Annotated in this window: 16 protein-coding genes; 12 read left to right on the forward strand and 4 right to left on the reverse strand. The window is 35.8% G+C overall.

Features of this window, described 5'->3' with window-relative positions; genetic code table 11:
- The first annotated feature begins 53 nt into the window (after positions 1-53).
- Both MT391_RS01000 and MT391_RS01005 read left to right on the forward strand, forming a co-directional pair.
- Positions 54-767 carry a TRAP transporter small permease gene (locus MT391_RS01000; protein ID WP_499496648.1) on the forward strand — a complete coding sequence of 238 codons (714 nt, stop codon included), beginning with the start codon at positions 54-56 and terminating at the stop codon, positions 765-767.
- The gene (locus MT391_RS01005) at positions 767-2,140 is read left to right on the forward strand and encodes a TRAP transporter large permease (RefSeq protein ID WP_166371452.1); all 1,374 of its coding nucleotides are present in this window, start codon (positions 767-769) and stop codon (positions 2,138-2,140) included. The genes MT391_RS01000 and MT391_RS01005 overlap by 1 nt, the downstream gene beginning before the upstream one ends.
- Positions 2,141-2,409: 269 nt before the next feature.
- Here the strand turns inward: MT391_RS01005 and MT391_RS01010 are convergent, their stop codons facing one another.
- Both MT391_RS01010 and MT391_RS01015 read right to left on the reverse strand, forming a co-directional pair.
- Positions 2,410-3,741, reverse strand: a complete 1,332-nt coding sequence (locus MT391_RS01010; RefSeq protein ID WP_499496649.1) for a sigma-54-dependent transcriptional regulator — start codon at positions 3,739-3,741, stop codon at positions 2,410-2,412.
- 52 nt (positions 3,742-3,793) lie between these two features.
- A complete protein-coding gene (locus tag MT391_RS01015; RefSeq protein WP_499496650.1) occupies positions 3,794-5,623 on the reverse strand; it encodes a sensor histidine kinase in 1,830 nt (609 codons plus the stop codon).
- Between the two features lie 313 nt (positions 5,624-5,936).
- On the opposite strand from MT391_RS01015, the gene MT391_RS01020 reads away from it, so the two are divergent.
- From MT391_RS01020 to MT391_RS01050, 7 genes are all read left to right on the forward strand, one after another.
- On the forward strand, positions 5,937-7,181 hold the full coding sequence (locus MT391_RS01020) for a DUF711 family protein (protein WP_499496651.1): 1,245 nt from the start codon (positions 5,937-5,939) through the stop codon (positions 7,179-7,181).
- A gap of 9 nt (positions 7,182-7,190) precedes the next feature.
- Positions 7,191-7,793 (forward strand): glutathione S-transferase family protein, encoded by a 603-nt coding sequence (locus tag MT391_RS01025; RefSeq protein WP_499496652.1) that lies wholly within the window; start codon positions 7,191-7,193, stop codon positions 7,791-7,793.
- Positions 7,794-8,270: 477 nt separating this feature from the next.
- The gene (locus tag MT391_RS01030; protein ID WP_299662073.1) at positions 8,271-9,029 is read left to right on the forward strand and encodes an amino acid ABC transporter substrate-binding protein; all 759 of its coding nucleotides are present in this window, start codon (positions 8,271-8,273) and stop codon (positions 9,027-9,029) included.
- Positions 9,030-9,054: 25 nt separating this feature from the next.
- The gene (locus MT391_RS01035) at positions 9,055-9,726 is read left to right on the forward strand and encodes an amino acid ABC transporter permease (protein ID WP_299662070.1); all 672 of its coding nucleotides are present in this window, start codon (positions 9,055-9,057) and stop codon (positions 9,724-9,726) included.
- Positions 9,727-9,728: 2 nt separating this feature from the next.
- Positions 9,729-10,472, forward strand: coding sequence for an amino acid ABC transporter ATP-binding protein (locus MT391_RS01040; RefSeq protein ID WP_499496653.1), 744 nt, complete (start codon positions 9,729-9,731; stop codon positions 10,470-10,472).
- 295 nt (positions 10,473-10,767) lie between these two features.
- The gene (locus MT391_RS01045; RefSeq protein ID WP_499496654.1) at positions 10,768-11,328 is read left to right on the forward strand and encodes a heme-binding beta-barrel domain-containing protein; all 561 of its coding nucleotides are present in this window, start codon (positions 10,768-10,770) and stop codon (positions 11,326-11,328) included.
- A 326-nt stretch (positions 11,329-11,654) separates the two neighbouring features.
- Positions 11,655-12,614 (forward strand): collagen-binding domain-containing protein, encoded by a 960-nt coding sequence (locus tag MT391_RS01050; protein ID WP_499496655.1) that lies wholly within the window; start codon positions 11,655-11,657, stop codon positions 12,612-12,614.
- Positions 12,615-12,841: 227 nt separating this feature from the next.
- Here MT391_RS01050 and hisIE read toward each other — a convergent pair whose 3' ends face one another.
- Both hisIE and hisF read right to left on the reverse strand, forming a co-directional pair.
- Positions 12,842-13,465, reverse strand: coding sequence for a bifunctional phosphoribosyl-AMP cyclohydrolase/phosphoribosyl-ATP diphosphatase HisIE (gene hisIE, locus MT391_RS01055; RefSeq protein ID WP_499496656.1), 624 nt, complete (start codon positions 13,463-13,465; stop codon positions 12,842-12,844).
- Entirely contained in the window at positions 13,462-14,235 is a 774-nt protein-coding gene (gene hisF, locus MT391_RS01060; RefSeq protein ID WP_299667670.1) for an imidazole glycerol phosphate synthase subunit HisF, read from the reverse strand. The genes hisIE and hisF overlap by 4 nt, the downstream gene beginning before the upstream one ends.
- Positions 14,236-14,692: 457 nt before the next feature.
- Between hisF and MT391_RS01065 the strand changes: the two genes are divergently transcribed.
- From MT391_RS01065 to MT391_RS01075, 3 genes are read left to right on the forward strand one after another with little or no spacing between them, the layout of a single operon-like run.
- On the forward strand, positions 14,693-15,277 hold the full coding sequence (locus MT391_RS01065; RefSeq protein ID WP_499496657.1) for a DUF2878 domain-containing protein: 585 nt from the start codon (positions 14,693-14,695) through the stop codon (positions 15,275-15,277).
- The gene (locus MT391_RS01070; RefSeq protein ID WP_499496658.1) at positions 15,270-15,842 is read left to right on the forward strand and encodes a chalcone isomerase family protein; all 573 of its coding nucleotides are present in this window, start codon (positions 15,270-15,272) and stop codon (positions 15,840-15,842) included. The genes MT391_RS01065 and MT391_RS01070 overlap by 8 nt, the downstream gene beginning before the upstream one ends.
- Entirely contained in the window at positions 15,835-16,440 is a 606-nt protein-coding gene (locus MT391_RS01075; protein ID WP_499496659.1) for a DUF3833 domain-containing protein, read from the forward strand. The genes MT391_RS01070 and MT391_RS01075 overlap by 8 nt, the downstream gene beginning before the upstream one ends.
- Positions 16,441-16,492 lie beyond the last annotated feature (52 nt).

Here is a 16,492-nt window from a genome sequence, read left to right on the forward strand (position 1 = left end):
GTTAATAAAAATAATAAAAAGCACAGTAAGTTAAAGGTAAAGGAGTAAGGCAGATGGAAAAGGGAATTTTAACCCGAATAGGCAAAATGACTGATTATATGGAAGAAACCCTAATCGCAGCATTTTTAGGGTTAATGACATTACTAACTTTTGCAAATGTAGTAGTACGTTACGTATTTAACGACAATATTTTATGGGCACTTGAGCTAACTGTATTTATGTTTGCTTGGATGGTCTTAGTAGGTGCCTCTTATGGCATTAAAAAACATTTTCACATTGGTGTTGATGTTGTTATCAATATTGCGCCAAAGGGTTTAAGAAAGACATTTGCTTTGGTCTCTGTATTCTTCTGTTTATTCTTTTCTGTTTCATTATTAATTGGTTCTTGGAATTATTGGGTGCCTTTTATTACTGACCGAGCTTGGTATGAGACGGAAGATATTCCAATGCCTGACATCTTACAGTTTCTTTCAGGTTGGTTTAATGAAGGAGAGCGATACGAAAGACTACCTCGATTTATTCCTTACTTTGCATTGCCTTTAGGTATGGCATTAATGACGTTCAGATTCTTGCAAATCACTTGGTTAATTATGACTAATAAATTAGACCGTATGATTGCCAGTCATGAAGCTGAAGAACAACTAGATGAGTTTCATCAAGAACAAGACAATATTGAACTCAATCAAATTAAGCAAAGCGTTGCCAACAAAAGCAATGAGAAAAAAAATAAAACAGAAAAAGCGGATGTTAACAAGGAGAGTAACTAATGGCTATGTTAATGCTTTTTATTATGGTGATTGCATTGATGATCATCGGCGTGCCTATTGCGATTTCGTTAGGTGCATCAAGTATCGTCTTTTTGATGGTGCATTCTGACGCATCACTAGCGTCTATCGCACAAACATTACTTAATGCGTTTACTGGTCATTATACTTTATTGGCGATCCCATTCTTCATTCTTGCTTCTAGCTTTATGGCAACGGGTGGTGTAGCTAAACGTATTATTCGATTTGCAATTGCACTGGTTGGGTCATTACGTGGTGGTTTAGCCATGGCATCCGTTGTGGCTTGTATGATGTTTGCTGCTTTATCTGGATCTTCACCCGCAACGGTAGTAGCAATCGGTGGTATTGTTATTGCTGGTATGGTCAAAAATGGTTACACCAAAGAGTTTGCTGCAGGGGTTATTTGTAACGCTGGTACGTTAGGTATTCTGATTCCTCCTTCAATAGTTATGGTTGTTTATGCAGCTGCAACCGATGTATCCGTTGGTCGCATGTTCTTAGGTGGCGTTATTCCTGGCCTGTTAGCCGGAGTAATGCTGATGATCGCCATTTATATTTATGCGCGTTATAAGAACATTCCTGCACAACCTTTTGTTGGTTGGGGCGAAGTGTTCAATTCTGCAAAAGATGCTGGTTGGGGATTATTACTGATTGTTATTATCCTTGGTGGTATTTATGGTGGTATTTTTACACCGACTGAAGCTGCTGCTGTTGCCGCTGTGTACGCATTTATTATTTCAAACTTTGTTTATAAGGATATGGGCCCATTAGCAGATAAGGAACCAGCAGAGAAAAAAGCCAAAGCATATTGGTTTAAAGCGATGCATGTATTCTGCCATGAAGATACGCGCAAGACGTTATATGATGCGGGTAAACTAACCATCATGTTGATGTTCATTGTTGCTAATGCGTTAATTCTTAAACATGTATTAACTGAAGAACGTATTCCACAAATGATAACAGAGTCAATGTTGTCAGCTGGTTTAGGTCCAATAGAATTCCTAATTGTCGTTAATCTATTATTATTGATTGGCGGCCAGTTTATGGAGCCTTCTGGCTTATTGATTATTGTTGCACCTTTAGTGTTCCCGATTGCGATTGCATTAGGTATTGACCCGATTCACTTAGGCATCATGATGGTGGTAAATATGGAGATAGGGATGATAACTCCTCCCGTTGGTTTGAATCTCTTTGTAACGGCAGGGGTGGCCAAGCTGTCCATGATGAAAGTGGTCAAAGCCTCGTTACCATTAGTAGGGGTGATGTTCTTATTCTTAATGATTGTGACTTATGTACCTTGGGTTTCAACTTGGTTACCTAATATGATGATGGGACCTGAAATCGTCACCAAGTAGAGAGTCAACTAGAATAGTGGCTGTTATAAAACAGTCACTAATCTACATAACAAGTTAAAAAGTTTTAGTTGGTGCTGGTGGTTTATTTACATCAGCACCTTTTTTATGGCCAAGGCTTTTATCCATAACAGCTTTTATACATAACATCTTATATGCACAGACCTTTTTATACATAACACCTTTTATGAACAAGGGATCCAATTCAATTACCTATTTATGACTTATATTCCTCGCCAGTAAAGCCCGCTAATCATTGTCAACAGTCACCGTTATTCTGCTTTAAAATTTTGCTTTTCGATCTCATGTTTTTGCATTTTATCGTATAGCGTTTTACGCGGTAAATTAAGTGCATGCATTGTATTTTTGATACTGCCATTGGTTATACTTAAAGCTTGTTCGATTAATGTTTTTTCAAAGGCTTCTACCTGCTCAGCTAAACTTAATCCGGCGTTAACATCATTATTGACATCATTTAAGTCTGATAAGGAACCTAATAAAATATAACGTTCTGCTGCATTTCGTAATTCACGCACATTACCTGGCCAGTCATGACTTAGTAATGCTTGTAATGAATTTGCGGGTAACGCAGGAGCTGCTTTACCATATCGCGCCGCCGCAATTAATAAAAAGTGATGAAACAATTTGGCGATGTCTTCTTTGCGATGACGTAACGGGGGTAAATCAAGGGTGACCATATTCAGGCGATAGTATAAATCTTGTCTAAAGTTGGGCGCTTCTTTTAAATTTACTTTAGTAGCCGCTATGATACGAATATCCAAATCAATGGCTTTATTTGAACCAACACGCTCTAGACTGCGTTCTTGCAATACTCGTAACAAACGCACTTGTGCCTGCATTGGCATTGACTCAATTTCATCAAGGAATAGCGTACCGCCTTGTGCATATTCAAATTTACCTATTCGTTGTGTATCTGCACCAGTAAATGCGCCTTTCTCATGTCCGTATAATTCACTTTCAATCAAATTTTCGGGTACCGCACCACAGTTGACAGCAACAAAGTTATTGGAACGACGTTGACTTTGTTCGTGCAAGGAGCGAGCTACTAATTCTTTACCTGTCCCTGTTTCACCATAGAGTAATATATCTGCATGGCTATCTGCCACGCGATTAACCATTTGCTTGAGTGTCAGCATGCTGGGTGTGTTGCCGATGATCCGTGGCCCTAATGTTTCTTTATTTTGTAAGGCTTTTTTTAATTCTCTATTTTCAAGTGTGAGTTGACGTTTCTCTAAGGCTTTGCGTGTATGTTCAATTAATCTATCCGATGCAAAGGGTTTTTCGATAAAGTCATAGGCACCATTTCTAATTGCCTCAACGGCCATAGAAATATCCCCATGCCCTGTTATCAAGATGATCGGTAAGTCTGCATCGCGTTGTTTTAAGGTATTTAATAATTGTAAGCCAGAGATACCGGGTAACCTGATATCCGATATCACAACCAACGGTAATGTTTCCTTCATTGCAATTAATGCAGACTCGGCATCTGCATAAAATTCTGCTTCTATATCGGCTAAAGCAAACGTTTGTTGGTTAGCTAGACGCATATCTATTTCGTCATCAATAAAAAATACTGTGCTCATTCATTTTCCTTAATCTTGATTTACTTCTGTTACTTTAATCTGACGGTGTTAATTATTGTTTGGTGTTTATATTGTTATTATTGACGGGGAGTGAGATACAGAACTCTGCACCACTGGATACTCTATTTTTAGCCGTTAATGTACCTTGCATATTATTGATGATTTGCTGAGAAATTGATAAACCTAAGCCCAGTCCTGTTTCTTTGGTGGTAAAGAAGGGTTCAAAAAGGTGAGGGAGATGAGCTTCATCGATTCCAGTCCCTTGATCCAATACTTTAATCTTCGCAATATCGGATTCAACAATTAATTCAATTTCAATCAATTTATGATCGCTGTATTGCATCGATTGCAAAGCGTTAGAGAGAAGGTTAACAACAATTTGTTCTAACTGAATAGGTTCTGCTTTTACATGAATGGAATGTTTAGGTAAATGCATTGTTAGCTCTGTTCTATTGGCTTTTAATTGTGGTTTTAACAGTTCATGGGCTGCGAGAATAACCGGTTGCAAAGCAATTATCTTTAACTCTCCATTGGACTTTCTCGCAAAAGATTTAAGTTGTGAACTTATTTTTGCCATGCGTTCCGTTAAGTGGGTAATACGGCTTAGGTTATTACTCACTTGATCTAACTTATCTCGCTCTAGAAAAAGCACTGCATTTTCAGCATAAGTACGAATAGCCGATAAGGGATTATTAAGTTCATGGCTAATACTGGCAGACAATTGTCCCAATACGGCTAACTTAGCAGATTGAATCAATTCTTTTTGTGTAGATCTTAACGCGGCTTCAGCCTTATGTCGCTCCTCTACTTCAGCTTGTAATGCAGAAGTACGCTGCATTACGGTAAATTCTAACTTTTGTTTGGACTTTATTTCAGCAAGCACTTGTTCCTGATGACGAGTTTGCTTTTGCTTAATTAAAATAAGGGTCAGGTATAAAAGCATATACAGTAAAGTAATCAATAAGAACAACAAAAGGATATCGAACAGGATTGGGGTAATAGGCGCTAACACACGTACATTCCATTGTTCATCATCAAAGGCTTTAATTAATGAGAGGTAATAAGTAGGTAGCCACTTTTTATTATTTAATTTTTTATTATCTAATTTTAGGAGGTCGGCGTTAGTGTTTAAATTCCCTGAAATTGGCACATAGTCTATTTTACGCTCAAGGTAGCGACGGGTTTCTCGCAAATCATTTTTTTGCTGCTCTGAGAGTGGAGATAAACTGTGGTAAAGCCATTTGATTTCAGATGAGATAAAAACCACATTATTAAGGTCGGTCACCAAAAAAGATTGTTCTTTGCCTGCCCAATCTTTTTCTATTAAAGATAAGTTCATCTTAATCACTACCACACCAATCGTTTCAGCAGCATAATTAACAGGATATGAAAAGTAGTACCCACGTTTGCCTGAGGTTGACCCTAATGCGAAATAACGTCCAGGAGAGCCTTGAATGGCATCTTGGTAGTAGGGACGAAACGCAAAATTATTGCCTATAAAAGTGCTTTTTTTATTCCAATTACTCGCCGCAATCGTAGTGCCATCTTTATCTAATAGATAGGTATCTGATGCGCCGACGATTGTGTTGATGGTATTAAGGTGTCGATTAGTTAAATCAAGTTGCGCACTATTATCAGAAGCCATTAAAGCGTTAATAATAATACCTTGGCGAGACAATAGTTGAGGGATAAATGAAAAATGGCCGAGTTGGCTATCAATATGACGACTGAATCTGTCTAGCTGTTGTTGGTTAGTTATTTGTAATTGTTGATAACTGTACTGCCATAGCCAGTGGATGCTTACTAATAAGGTTAAACAATATAAAAATAGCCATAGCAAAGTCACTCTGCGTCTGAGGCTATCCATGATTAATACTGCCATTTAAAATTCCTGCTTAACCTGATCCATTTATATACAATAAAGTAACATGTTAGCGATATCGATTATTTGGTGTTGGCCGCAACTTTATCCTTTAAAAGGTCACCTTTTATATAAATTTTTATATTTAACATATTGATTCAAATATATTATCTGATTATTTCCAATTAATTTATAGGTGTTTCATTATAGTTAAGAGACTAAAAATATTGCTTATATCAGTATAAACTCCATAAAAAGTATATGGCGCTTGCTTCAATGTGACGAAAGTGAAAAGAGTATGTTATGTTGCATATTAATTATAAAAGGATGTCATATGCAATTACCTGAAATTTTATTGGATAAAAATTTATGTAAAGTTAGAACAATTACCACTTTTGTTAGATTAGACTTTGATCAAACTAAATGGCCAAAAATCATTCAAAAAGCGAACTCGTTTTGCCAAATATTAGCAAATGATTTAAAACATAATGGTTATACTGTTCAATCTATTCGTATTGTTACTAATGCATTCGCTGAATATATTGATACTACGGATCTAGATTCTGCTCAACGTGATCTTCGTATCTTAAATGAGATGTTAAATAATGGTCAGCAAAGTGGTTTAAGATTACGATTTGCGATCGGTGAAGCGACCAGTACTCATCAATTAGGATTAATACCAGAGTTGATTAAAGAGTTTGGCGATTTATGTAATGTCTGCGTCAATATAAAGATGAATGAAAATGGTGTTTTAGATAATCAATTGATTGAAGAAGCGACCAAAGCAGTGAATAAGATCAGCCAGATCACTCCCCGCGGAGAAGGTAATTTTAACTTCACTGTTAATTTCAACTGTGATCCTTTGATACCGTATTTTCCTGCTGGTTACAGCAATCAATCCAGTGAAAACAGTTTTGTTATTGGATTAGAAACCCCTGATTTATTAGTGGCAACACTGAAAGCATTTAGTCATCACAATCCGGTCTTAAATCATCAACAAGCAAGTGCAGGTTATTACCAATCATTGTCCCAACAATTGCAATACCATGTGGATCAAATTAAAGCGGTTATTGAAAACGATCATCTTGATAAAGATTTCAAGTTTGCAGGTTTAGACAGTTCAGCCGCGCCTTCAAAAGATTGTGCAAGTATGACGGAAGTCTATGAATTATTAGGCGTTGAGTACTTTGGTGCATCGGGTACAGTTGAAGCCTCTGCATTATTAACCCGTGTATTTAAATCCATTAAACATATTCCGCTGGTGGGCTTTTCTGGATTGATGTTAGCTCTAACCGAAGATAGAGGATTAGCGGAAGGTAGCCAACTACAGAATTTCGATATACGTTCATTATTAACCTATAGCGCAGTGTGTGGCATTGGATTAGATACTGTGCCTATTCCCGGAGACACACCAATTGATAAAATTTCTGCTTTAATGCGCGATACCGGTACGATGGCCTTTCGATTAAATAAACCACTTACGGTTAGGTTGTTTCCAGTACCTGGTTTAGAAGAGGGTGATATGACTGCTTTTGAAAGTGATGATTTATGTAACTGTGCCGTATTATCGGTACCCTAAGGATTTAATATGTCAGTGATTATTTACGGTGATAGTTTGTCGGGTAATTGTTATAAAATTAAGCTACTTTGTTCGCTATTGAATATAGAACACCAGTGGATTGAAGTTAATATTATGGCAGGGGAAACTCGTACTAGTGAGTTTTTAGCTATTAATCCAAATGCTAAAATACCTTTATTAATAACCGAACAAAAACAAGCGCTTGCTGAATCTAACGCTATCCTTTATTACTTTGCGCAAGATAGTCACTTGTTCCCACAATCTGTCTTACAACAATCGTTGTGTTTACAATGGATGTTCTTTGAACAATATAGCCATGAACCCTATATAGCAGTTGCTCGTTTCATTAATAAATACCTAGGCAGCCCTGCAGATAGGTTGCAGGAGTTAGAAAGTAAAAAGGAAGGTGGTAATAGGGCGTTAGCGGTGATGGAAATACAACTTCAGAAAACGCCCTATTTATTAGGGGATGAAATGTCTATCGCCGATATTAGTTTATTTGCTTATACGCATGTGGCCTATGAAGGTGGATTTGATTTAAATGAATTTCCCGCGATCCTTGCTTGGATATCTCGCATTGAGCATCAGAAAGATTTTATCCATATAGGGTAAATTTTGTTAGATACTACACTGTTTTACACGCGCTGGTTATAAAGTGTACACGATCGTTCAAGTTACCCTAAGTTATAACATTTCGTTATAACATTACTAAAGACAGGGATAACGCTTAATGGTTTAATACAAAATTACAGATGTGTACACTTTCGCTTCGATCAGACTGAATTAGGCTAAAATATAATGATTATTATGCCTTACCCTCAGGTTTTACTGTAGAATTTAAGTGAACTGCTGATAATAAATTAAATTTATTTATAGATGTTTTCCTGACAACAAAATATTACTTCTTAACATCAATCGATAGTGTTACCTATAAATGGTTCAGCTTTTATCAACTGAATGGTGCTTTGTATTATGTATTTAGTTTGGTTAGTTTTTAAATATCGTAAATAGTCGCTGTAAAGTATCCAGTAATTGATGTTGCATTGCCAACATATAACATAAACCAAATTAATTTTATTTAGGAATAATATGAACGTATTTTTTAAAAAAGCATTGGTTGCGCTAGTCGCTGCAACAAGTTTATTAACCGTACCTGCATTTGCACAGGAAACAGTTAAAGTGGGTATGTCTGGTCGTTACTTCCCATTTACATTTTCTAAAAGTGATGTACTTCAGGGATTTGAAGTGGATGTATGGAATGAAGTTGCAAAACGCGCTGATTATAAAGTTGAATTTGTAACAAGTAGCTTCTCTGGTTTATTTGGTATGTTAGAAGCAGGGCACATTGATACCATTGCAAACCAAATTACGATTACAGAAGCACGAACTGCTAAATATGCTTTCTCAATTCCTTATGTGATCGACGGTGTTCAAGTGACTGTTCGTAAAGGACGTGATGATATCCAAGGTGTTGAAGATCTTAAGGGTAAAAAAGTTGCAGTTAATTTAGGTAGTAACTTTGAGCAAGTGTTACGTAAAATTGATACAAATAATGAAATCAACATTGTTACTTACGATACAGGTATTGAGCAAGATGTTGCATTAGGTCGTGCCGATGCATTCGTAATGGACCGAGTTTCTTCTGCGCAGTTAATTAAAAAAGCAGGGTTACCTTTGCAATTAGCTGGTAAACCTTTTGAAAAAATTGAAAATGCAATGCCATTTTTAAATAAACCATCACAATTGATTATTCGTGACAAGGTTAATACGGCACTTGAAGCAATGCGTGCAGATGGAAAATTAGCTGAAATTTCAAATAAATGGTTTGATACTGACATCACGAAATAATATTAATCCTTAAAGAGTCGTTTTTATGCAAAGTTCATTTGATTTTCAATACATAATTGAATTAATGCCCATTTTATTAAAATATCTTGGGGTGACAATGGAAATGGCACTTTGGGGGTTCGTATTTGCATTAATACTCGCGCTGGGTTTAGCCCTAGTGCGTGTATTTAAAATCACTTTTATACAACACCTTGCCTCTCTCTATATTTCCTTTTTTCGTGGCACGCCATTATTAGTACAACTGTTTCTTTTGTATTATGGATTCCCACAATTTATGCCGATTTTTGTTGGTATGGATGCTTTTACTGCGGCTATTATCGGTCTTTCATTACACTTTTCTGCGTATATGGCAGAAAGTATCCGAGCTGCAATTTTAGGCATTGATAAATCACAAATGGAAGCCTGTTTAAGTTTAGGTATGACACGCTTACAGGCAATGAAACGTGTTATTTTGCCTCAGGCTTCACGTGTCGCAACTCCATCATTAATGAACTATTTCATCGACATGATTAAAAGTACGTCATTGGCGTTTACATTAGGTGTTGTTGAAATTATGGCGAAAGCACAAATGGAAGCCTCTTCAAGCTTCAAGTTTTTTGAAAGTTTTCTTGCTGTTGCCGTTGTTTACTGGATTGTTGTTATCATCTTTACGCGTATACAGCATCTTCTAGAATACAAACTTAATAAGGCTTATTAATCATGATCAAAGTAACCAGTCTAACTAAGAAGTTTGGTGATTTAGAAGTACTTAAAGATATCAATTTTGAAGTATCTCAGGGTGAAATAATTGTTATTATTGGTCCATCTGGTACCGGTAAATCTACCTTATTACGTTGCCTTAATTACCTTGAAACACCAACTAGTGGTCAAATACACATCGGTGATGTCAATATTAACGCATCGTCACATACCGCAAAAGAAGTTACTTCATTACGTAAACAAAGTAGCTTTGTATTCCAAAACTATTCTCTATTTGCCAACAAAACCGCGTTGCAAAATGTAGCTGAGAGTTTAATTACGGTTTGGGGAGTAGCTAAAACGGAAGCGTTAGCAAAATCCGAGGCTATTCTAATAAAAGTCGGTTTAAAAGATAAACTGCACATTTATTCTTCACAATTATCCGGCGGTCAACAACAGCGTGTTGGTATTGCTAGAGCAATGGCAGCGAAGGGGGAAGTTATTCTGTTTGATGAGCCTACTTCTGCATTAGATCCTGAATGGGTTGATGAAGTATTAGCAGTAATGAAACAATTGGCCGTTGAAAGACAGACCATGATTGTCGTTACCCATGAAATGCAATTTGCAAAAGAAGTCGCCGATACGGTTATTTTTATGGAAGATGGATATATTGTCGAACAAGGTTCGCCACAACAAATTTTTGAAAATCCGCAGCATCAACGTACTAAAGCATTTGTAAAAAGAGCGTTAAAAAAAGGATATTAACTTTAGGTTAGTAAACTTGATTATTTTGTATCCGTCATCATTCAGCTATAGAATTAGTAATACAGTTTGAATGGTAACGGGTAAATACAATAACAACAAACAACCACTATACAAGCTTATTCTTTATCTTCTCTGCCTTTAAATTTTTTATCAAAATACCTCTTTGATAAATATCATTTAACATTTAAATTCAACTATTTAACTACATTTATTTGTTATAATGCTAGCTATTAGTTAATTTCTATTTCAATACTTTTAATTCAAACACATTAATTTAAAAATAAAGGATTTCACAATGCAAGAGCAAAAATTAATCGACTATGGACCGTTGGCGGTGTTAGTAGGCACATGGGAAGGAAATAAAGGTAAAGACCTTGCTCCGGAACCCGATGGCACTGAACATAATGAATATTATGAAACTATTGTGTTTACCGAAGCCGTTGATTTAGCAAATGCAGAAGAAGAAAGATTGAGTGCTGTACATTATACTCAAAAAGTACAACGTATTAGTAATAATAAAATAATTCACCAAGAAACCGGATATTGGATGTGGCAACAGGGGACTGATAAAGTAATGCATTCTTTAACTATTCCTCGTGGTATTTGTGTACTTGCGGGCGGCACATCATCGCAACAAGAAAATACAACAATATTCTCAGTGGCAGCATCGTTAGATAGTGAACAGTGTCCTATTATTCAAAGTAGCTTCTTGGTACAAAAAGCGAAAACTAAAAGTTACAAACAACAATTACAGGTATCGGGTAATACACTTCAATACCAACAAAATATGTTACTCGATATTTATGGTAGAGAGTTTGATCATAATGATAAAAATACCTTAACTAAAATAAAGTAAACATTTCTGATTGCTGTAAACAGAGGCAATTTAGCCATCGCGACTTATGTTTTAATAACTATCTTTTTAACAAATTGCCGTGAGCTATATAGATGCTTATCAACGGATTTGAAGGAATATTAGTTTATCATGATGATTTAAATACTCTTTCGCAAGCTGCCATCTATAGTTTGAAAGTGTTAATTTAAAACTATAGATGTGTCGGAATAATTTACATTTTTAAATTGCACCTATATTGGAATATATAAATAGTAGTAGTAACAATGGCTTGCTAACTTGGCCTTATAATTGCTTATTACATCGTAATTATTAATTAAGAGGTAAACATGAAAAAAACTTATACGATTATAGCGTTAGTCGCAGGTTTATATTCACAGGTTGGTGTCGCAGGGCCGATAGAGTTGCTCAATGAATATAACCTGATTGTATTTGGTGATTTACAGTCAAATAGTGAAGTTGAAGGTAAAACGTTAGTCGGTGGTAATATCTCAGGTTCTGCATCTAATTATGGTATTAACCTAGCACCTGCTGTTAATGCATTAGTGGTAGGTGGTAACGTAACATCAGGCACGACTATCAATGCAAATGGACACACAGTCACGGTTGCTGGAAATAATAATGGAACAATAAACTCAGCGCTTACCGTTACAGGGTCTTCGCCAGTGGATTTTGGTTTAGTGAAAAATGAATTGACAGCTTTTTCATCTTACTTAGCTAACCTCAATGCCAACTCTTTATTGGACTCACCAAATGGTAACCAACCAAGCGCTGCAAATTTTAATGTTGATTCAAGTGTTGGTAATGGAATGGCTGTATTTAATATCGATACTAGTGACTTATTTGGTAATGGTTTAGTACAACAATACGATATTAAATTTGCTAACCAATCTCCATCTGCTGTAGTAATAAACGTCGCAGGAGAGAATATCACAGATGCAAGTTTGGGTAATCCCGTTGGTGGATTTAACAAAGCGAATAGTGATTTTATAATTTGGAATTTTTATGAAGCTATTGATATTAAATTAGATAAACGTTTGCAGGGTAGTCTATTAGCACCTTTAGCAACATTAACTATTTCTAATTATATTGAAGGTTCTGTAGTAGTTGATAACTTTTACCAAAACGGTGAGATACATAACCCAGTGTTTAATGGTGATATCGCTTATAACCCAATTCCGACAGTAAGTGTTCCTACTCCCGTACCTACTCCTTCTTCTTTATTGATATTTGCGGCTGCTTTACTTGGTCTCGGTTTATGGCGTCGTAAAACCTCTATAGATAAATAATCTATAGCAACGCTTCCGATAAAAAACACTACCAAAATAGAGATGAGGTCACCAATAGTTGGTGGCCTTTTTTATGAAAGTAAAAAATGGAAAAAAAAATCATCTACAAAAAAGCCGCTAAGTAGGTAGCTACTAGCGGCTTTATTATATTTATTAAAGCTAAGAAAATGTACTAAAACCATTAGGCTTGTAACATTTAGCTTATAAATTTAGTAGGGTAGTTAACTTTATTTGCTATGACGTTCTTTTAGCTTAGCAGCAACATCTGCTAATGATAAACCTTCGTTTTGAAGCAATACAGTTAGGTGATAGATAAGATCTGCACTTTCACAGGTTAACTCATCCATATCTTTTGCCATTGCAGCTAGTGCAACTTCAACACCTTCTTCACCTACTTTTTGTGAGATACGTTTAGTGCCACGTGCATACAAACTGGCAGTATAACTACTTTCAGGATCTGCACCTTTACGGCTTTTGATCACTTGTTCTAAGTCAGATAGAAAGCTTAATGATGGTTCTAGATCATTTTTAAAACAAGTTTCATTCCCTAAATGACAAGTTGGCCCAATTGGTTCAACAATGGCAAGTAATGTGTCATTGTCACAATCAGAACTAATCTCAATTACATTTAAAAAGTTACCTGACTGTTCACCTTTACACCATAAGCGTTGTTTTGTGCGGCTGAAAAAAGTCATTTTTCCAGATTCAAGCGTTGCCGCTAATGATTCTTGATTAACGTAACCCAACATTAAAACTTTGCCCGACGTTTTATTTTGCACAACAACTGGCATTAGGTTATCTACTTTTGCCCAATCCAGTGATTGAAGCTGTTCTTGTTTCATTAAACTCATAAACGAATCGCTACCTTTTGTGTTTGAAGGTAAGATTTTAACTCACCAATATTAATTATTTGTTTGTGGAACACGCTTGCTGCTAGAGCTCCATCTACATCGGCTTGATTGAAAACATCGGCAAAATGCTCCATTTCACCAGCACCACCAGAAGCAATTAACGGAATGGTGCAAATTGCTCGCGCTTGACTCAATTGGTCAATATCATAACCGCATCGAACACCATCTTGATTCATCACATTAAGAACAACTTCACCAGCGCCACGTGATTGAACTTCTTTAATCCAATCAAAGGTATTCCATTTAGTTGTAATTGTTGCATGCTCATTACCGGTAAATTGCTTAACTTGATGTTGACCTGTTTCTTGATCAAAGTATGAATCAATACCAATAACGATGCACTGTGTACCAAATTTTTCTGCTAAACGATTAATTAGACTAGGATCGGCCAAAGCAGGGCTGTTGATCGAAACTTTATCAGCTCCAAATTCAAGAATACGCTGTGCGTCCTGTTCAGTTTTAATGCCACCGGCAACACAAAAAGGAATATCAATCACTTCTGCTACGCGGCTTACCCAACTTTTATCAACAACACGGTCATCTGAACTTGCTGTAATATCATAAAAAACCAGTTCATCAGCACCTTCTTCAGCATAACGTTTAGCAAGCGGTACGATATCGCCTACGATTTCGTGGTTACGAAATTGTACACCTTTTACTACTTGCCCATCTTTAACATCTAAACAAGGAATGATACGTTTTGCTAACATAATAAAAATCCCTTTAATAAATTATTATACATCAATATGTTACCTATTTTATTCATTAGCTATAGTTCCATCAGCATTGTAAATGCATAGAGAAATATAATTACTCACTAATATTTTTAGTTTGTTATTCACGTCAATTCACTAAGTATATAATTATTCTCACTTATCTTGAACGACTATTTTAATTTTAGTGCTTCAATTTATACTCATAAAAGAGCATTACCTATCACAAGGCTTTATTCGGTCATTATTGCGACATAAAATCGTAATATTAAAATAGTTTCAGAGGTTAATTGATCAAATACATTATTTTTTGCTGTTTTACTATTTTTCGAAGTGCATTAATTAATCGAACTTATTATGCGAATCTAGGGATAAATAAACCAGTATAAAAGATCTAAATGCATTTTAGTTTCGTATTAACCGTCAACGAATAGAAAGATGGTTAGGAGTTAACATGTTAGTGAATATGATTGGATTTAATTTTGCTTGGTTTGGCCTCGTATATTGGGGCAACATATTTATACCGGTTGCGTTATTAATGTTAGCTATTCATTTATTGATTTTATCTGATAATAAAAATGAGGCAAAGCTTGTTTTAGTGATCACCGTGATCGGTGTTTCAATCGATTCAATGCTTAATTACAGTAACTTCTTCATTTTTATGGGTTCTGGTTATACACCGTTCTGGTTAATCGTACTCTGGGCATGTTTTGCAAGTACGGTTTCACATAGTTTATCTTTTTTAAAGCATTCTAAATTGTTACAAGCCAGTGTCGGATTTTTTATTGCACCTCTCAGTTATATTGTGGCTGGAGATAAATTCAATGCCGTTGATTTTTCATATCCACTCGTTGAAACATATCTAGTGCTTGGCGTAATTTGGGCGTTGTTATTCATTGTTATATTTTTATTAAAGTCACTGATTTTGGTTAAAAGCAGTGCTGATTCGGTTAAATCAGCCAATACACGATCAAGCGATGTTGCTTTTACTAAATTTAAAACAGATAAATCGGCAGATAGAGAGTATCCAAATGTTTAAAAAAATAAGCTATGTGGGGTTGTTATCATTTGCATTGTTTTTCAGCAATGCCATAAATGCGCAAAATAAGACAGATGATAAAGCACAGTGGCCTACAACATTGTCTTCTTTTCAACAACAGAATGAGTTGAAAGTGGTTGGCAATGCGATTTTTTCAGTACTTTTTTGGGATCTTTATAAGAGCCAATTATCAACAGGTTCAGGTAAATATCCACAATCATCTAATCACGATAACTTAATTTATAAAATTGATTATTTAAAGGATGTAACGGCTGTAGATTTAGTTGATTACACCATTGAACAATGGCAGCACTTAGCAGTAAGTGAGCAACTATATAAAGTCTATTTACCGCAATTAAAGGCTATTTGGCCGAACATAAAAGCAGGAGAGAGTTTGGCGCTAGTGGTTAAAAACAATTCAAGTGCATTTTATTATAACGGTGAATTGTTGGGTGCTATGGATGGAGAAAATTTTGCTCCTTTATTTTTAGATATTTGGTTATCAAAAGAGACCAGCGAGCCTAAATTACGTGAGCAATTGTTAGGGAGAATAGTTAATGATTAAGTTTAAAAAAGTAATGAATAATGCTAAAAAATCGCTGCTTAAATATAAAAAAGTTACGTCGGTTGCTTTAACGTCTGTTTTAACATCGACACTATTAATGAGTTGCTCTGCAAATATAGAAGATTACCAACAGCAGGGTAAACAATTTGACCTTAAACAGTATTTTAATGGGGACTTAATTGCCTGGGGAACATTGCAGGATAGGAGCGATAAAGTAACCAGACGTTTCTGTGTTGAATTATCCGGTAGGTGGCAGGGTGATAGCGGAGTATTAGCTGAGAAATTTTATTTTGACGATGGCGAAATCAGTTACCGAAATTGGTTACTGACTAAACAACATGATGGTAGTTACTTAGGCACCGCTGAAGATGTAATTGGTACAGCAGTAGGTAAGCATCAAGGTTTTGCTTTTCAACTGCAATATACATTAGCGCTGCAAGTTGATGAAAGCACTTACAATGTAACCATGAATGATTGGATGTATCAGTTGGATGAATATCGAGTAATGAACAAAACGTCAATATCTAAGCTTGGTTTTAATGTTGCGAATGTGACGTTGTTTTTTGATAAGCAATTGCCCGTTAAAAAGTGTCAATAAAAATGAATAGACCGTCTTACAGAAAAAATAATTTCGTGATTAGCTATTAATC

Source organism: Vibrio sp. 1-Bac 57, assembly GCF_037546855.1.
In the GTDB taxonomy this organism is placed as follows: Bacteria; Pseudomonadota; Gammaproteobacteria; order Enterobacterales; family Psychromonadaceae; genus Psychromonas.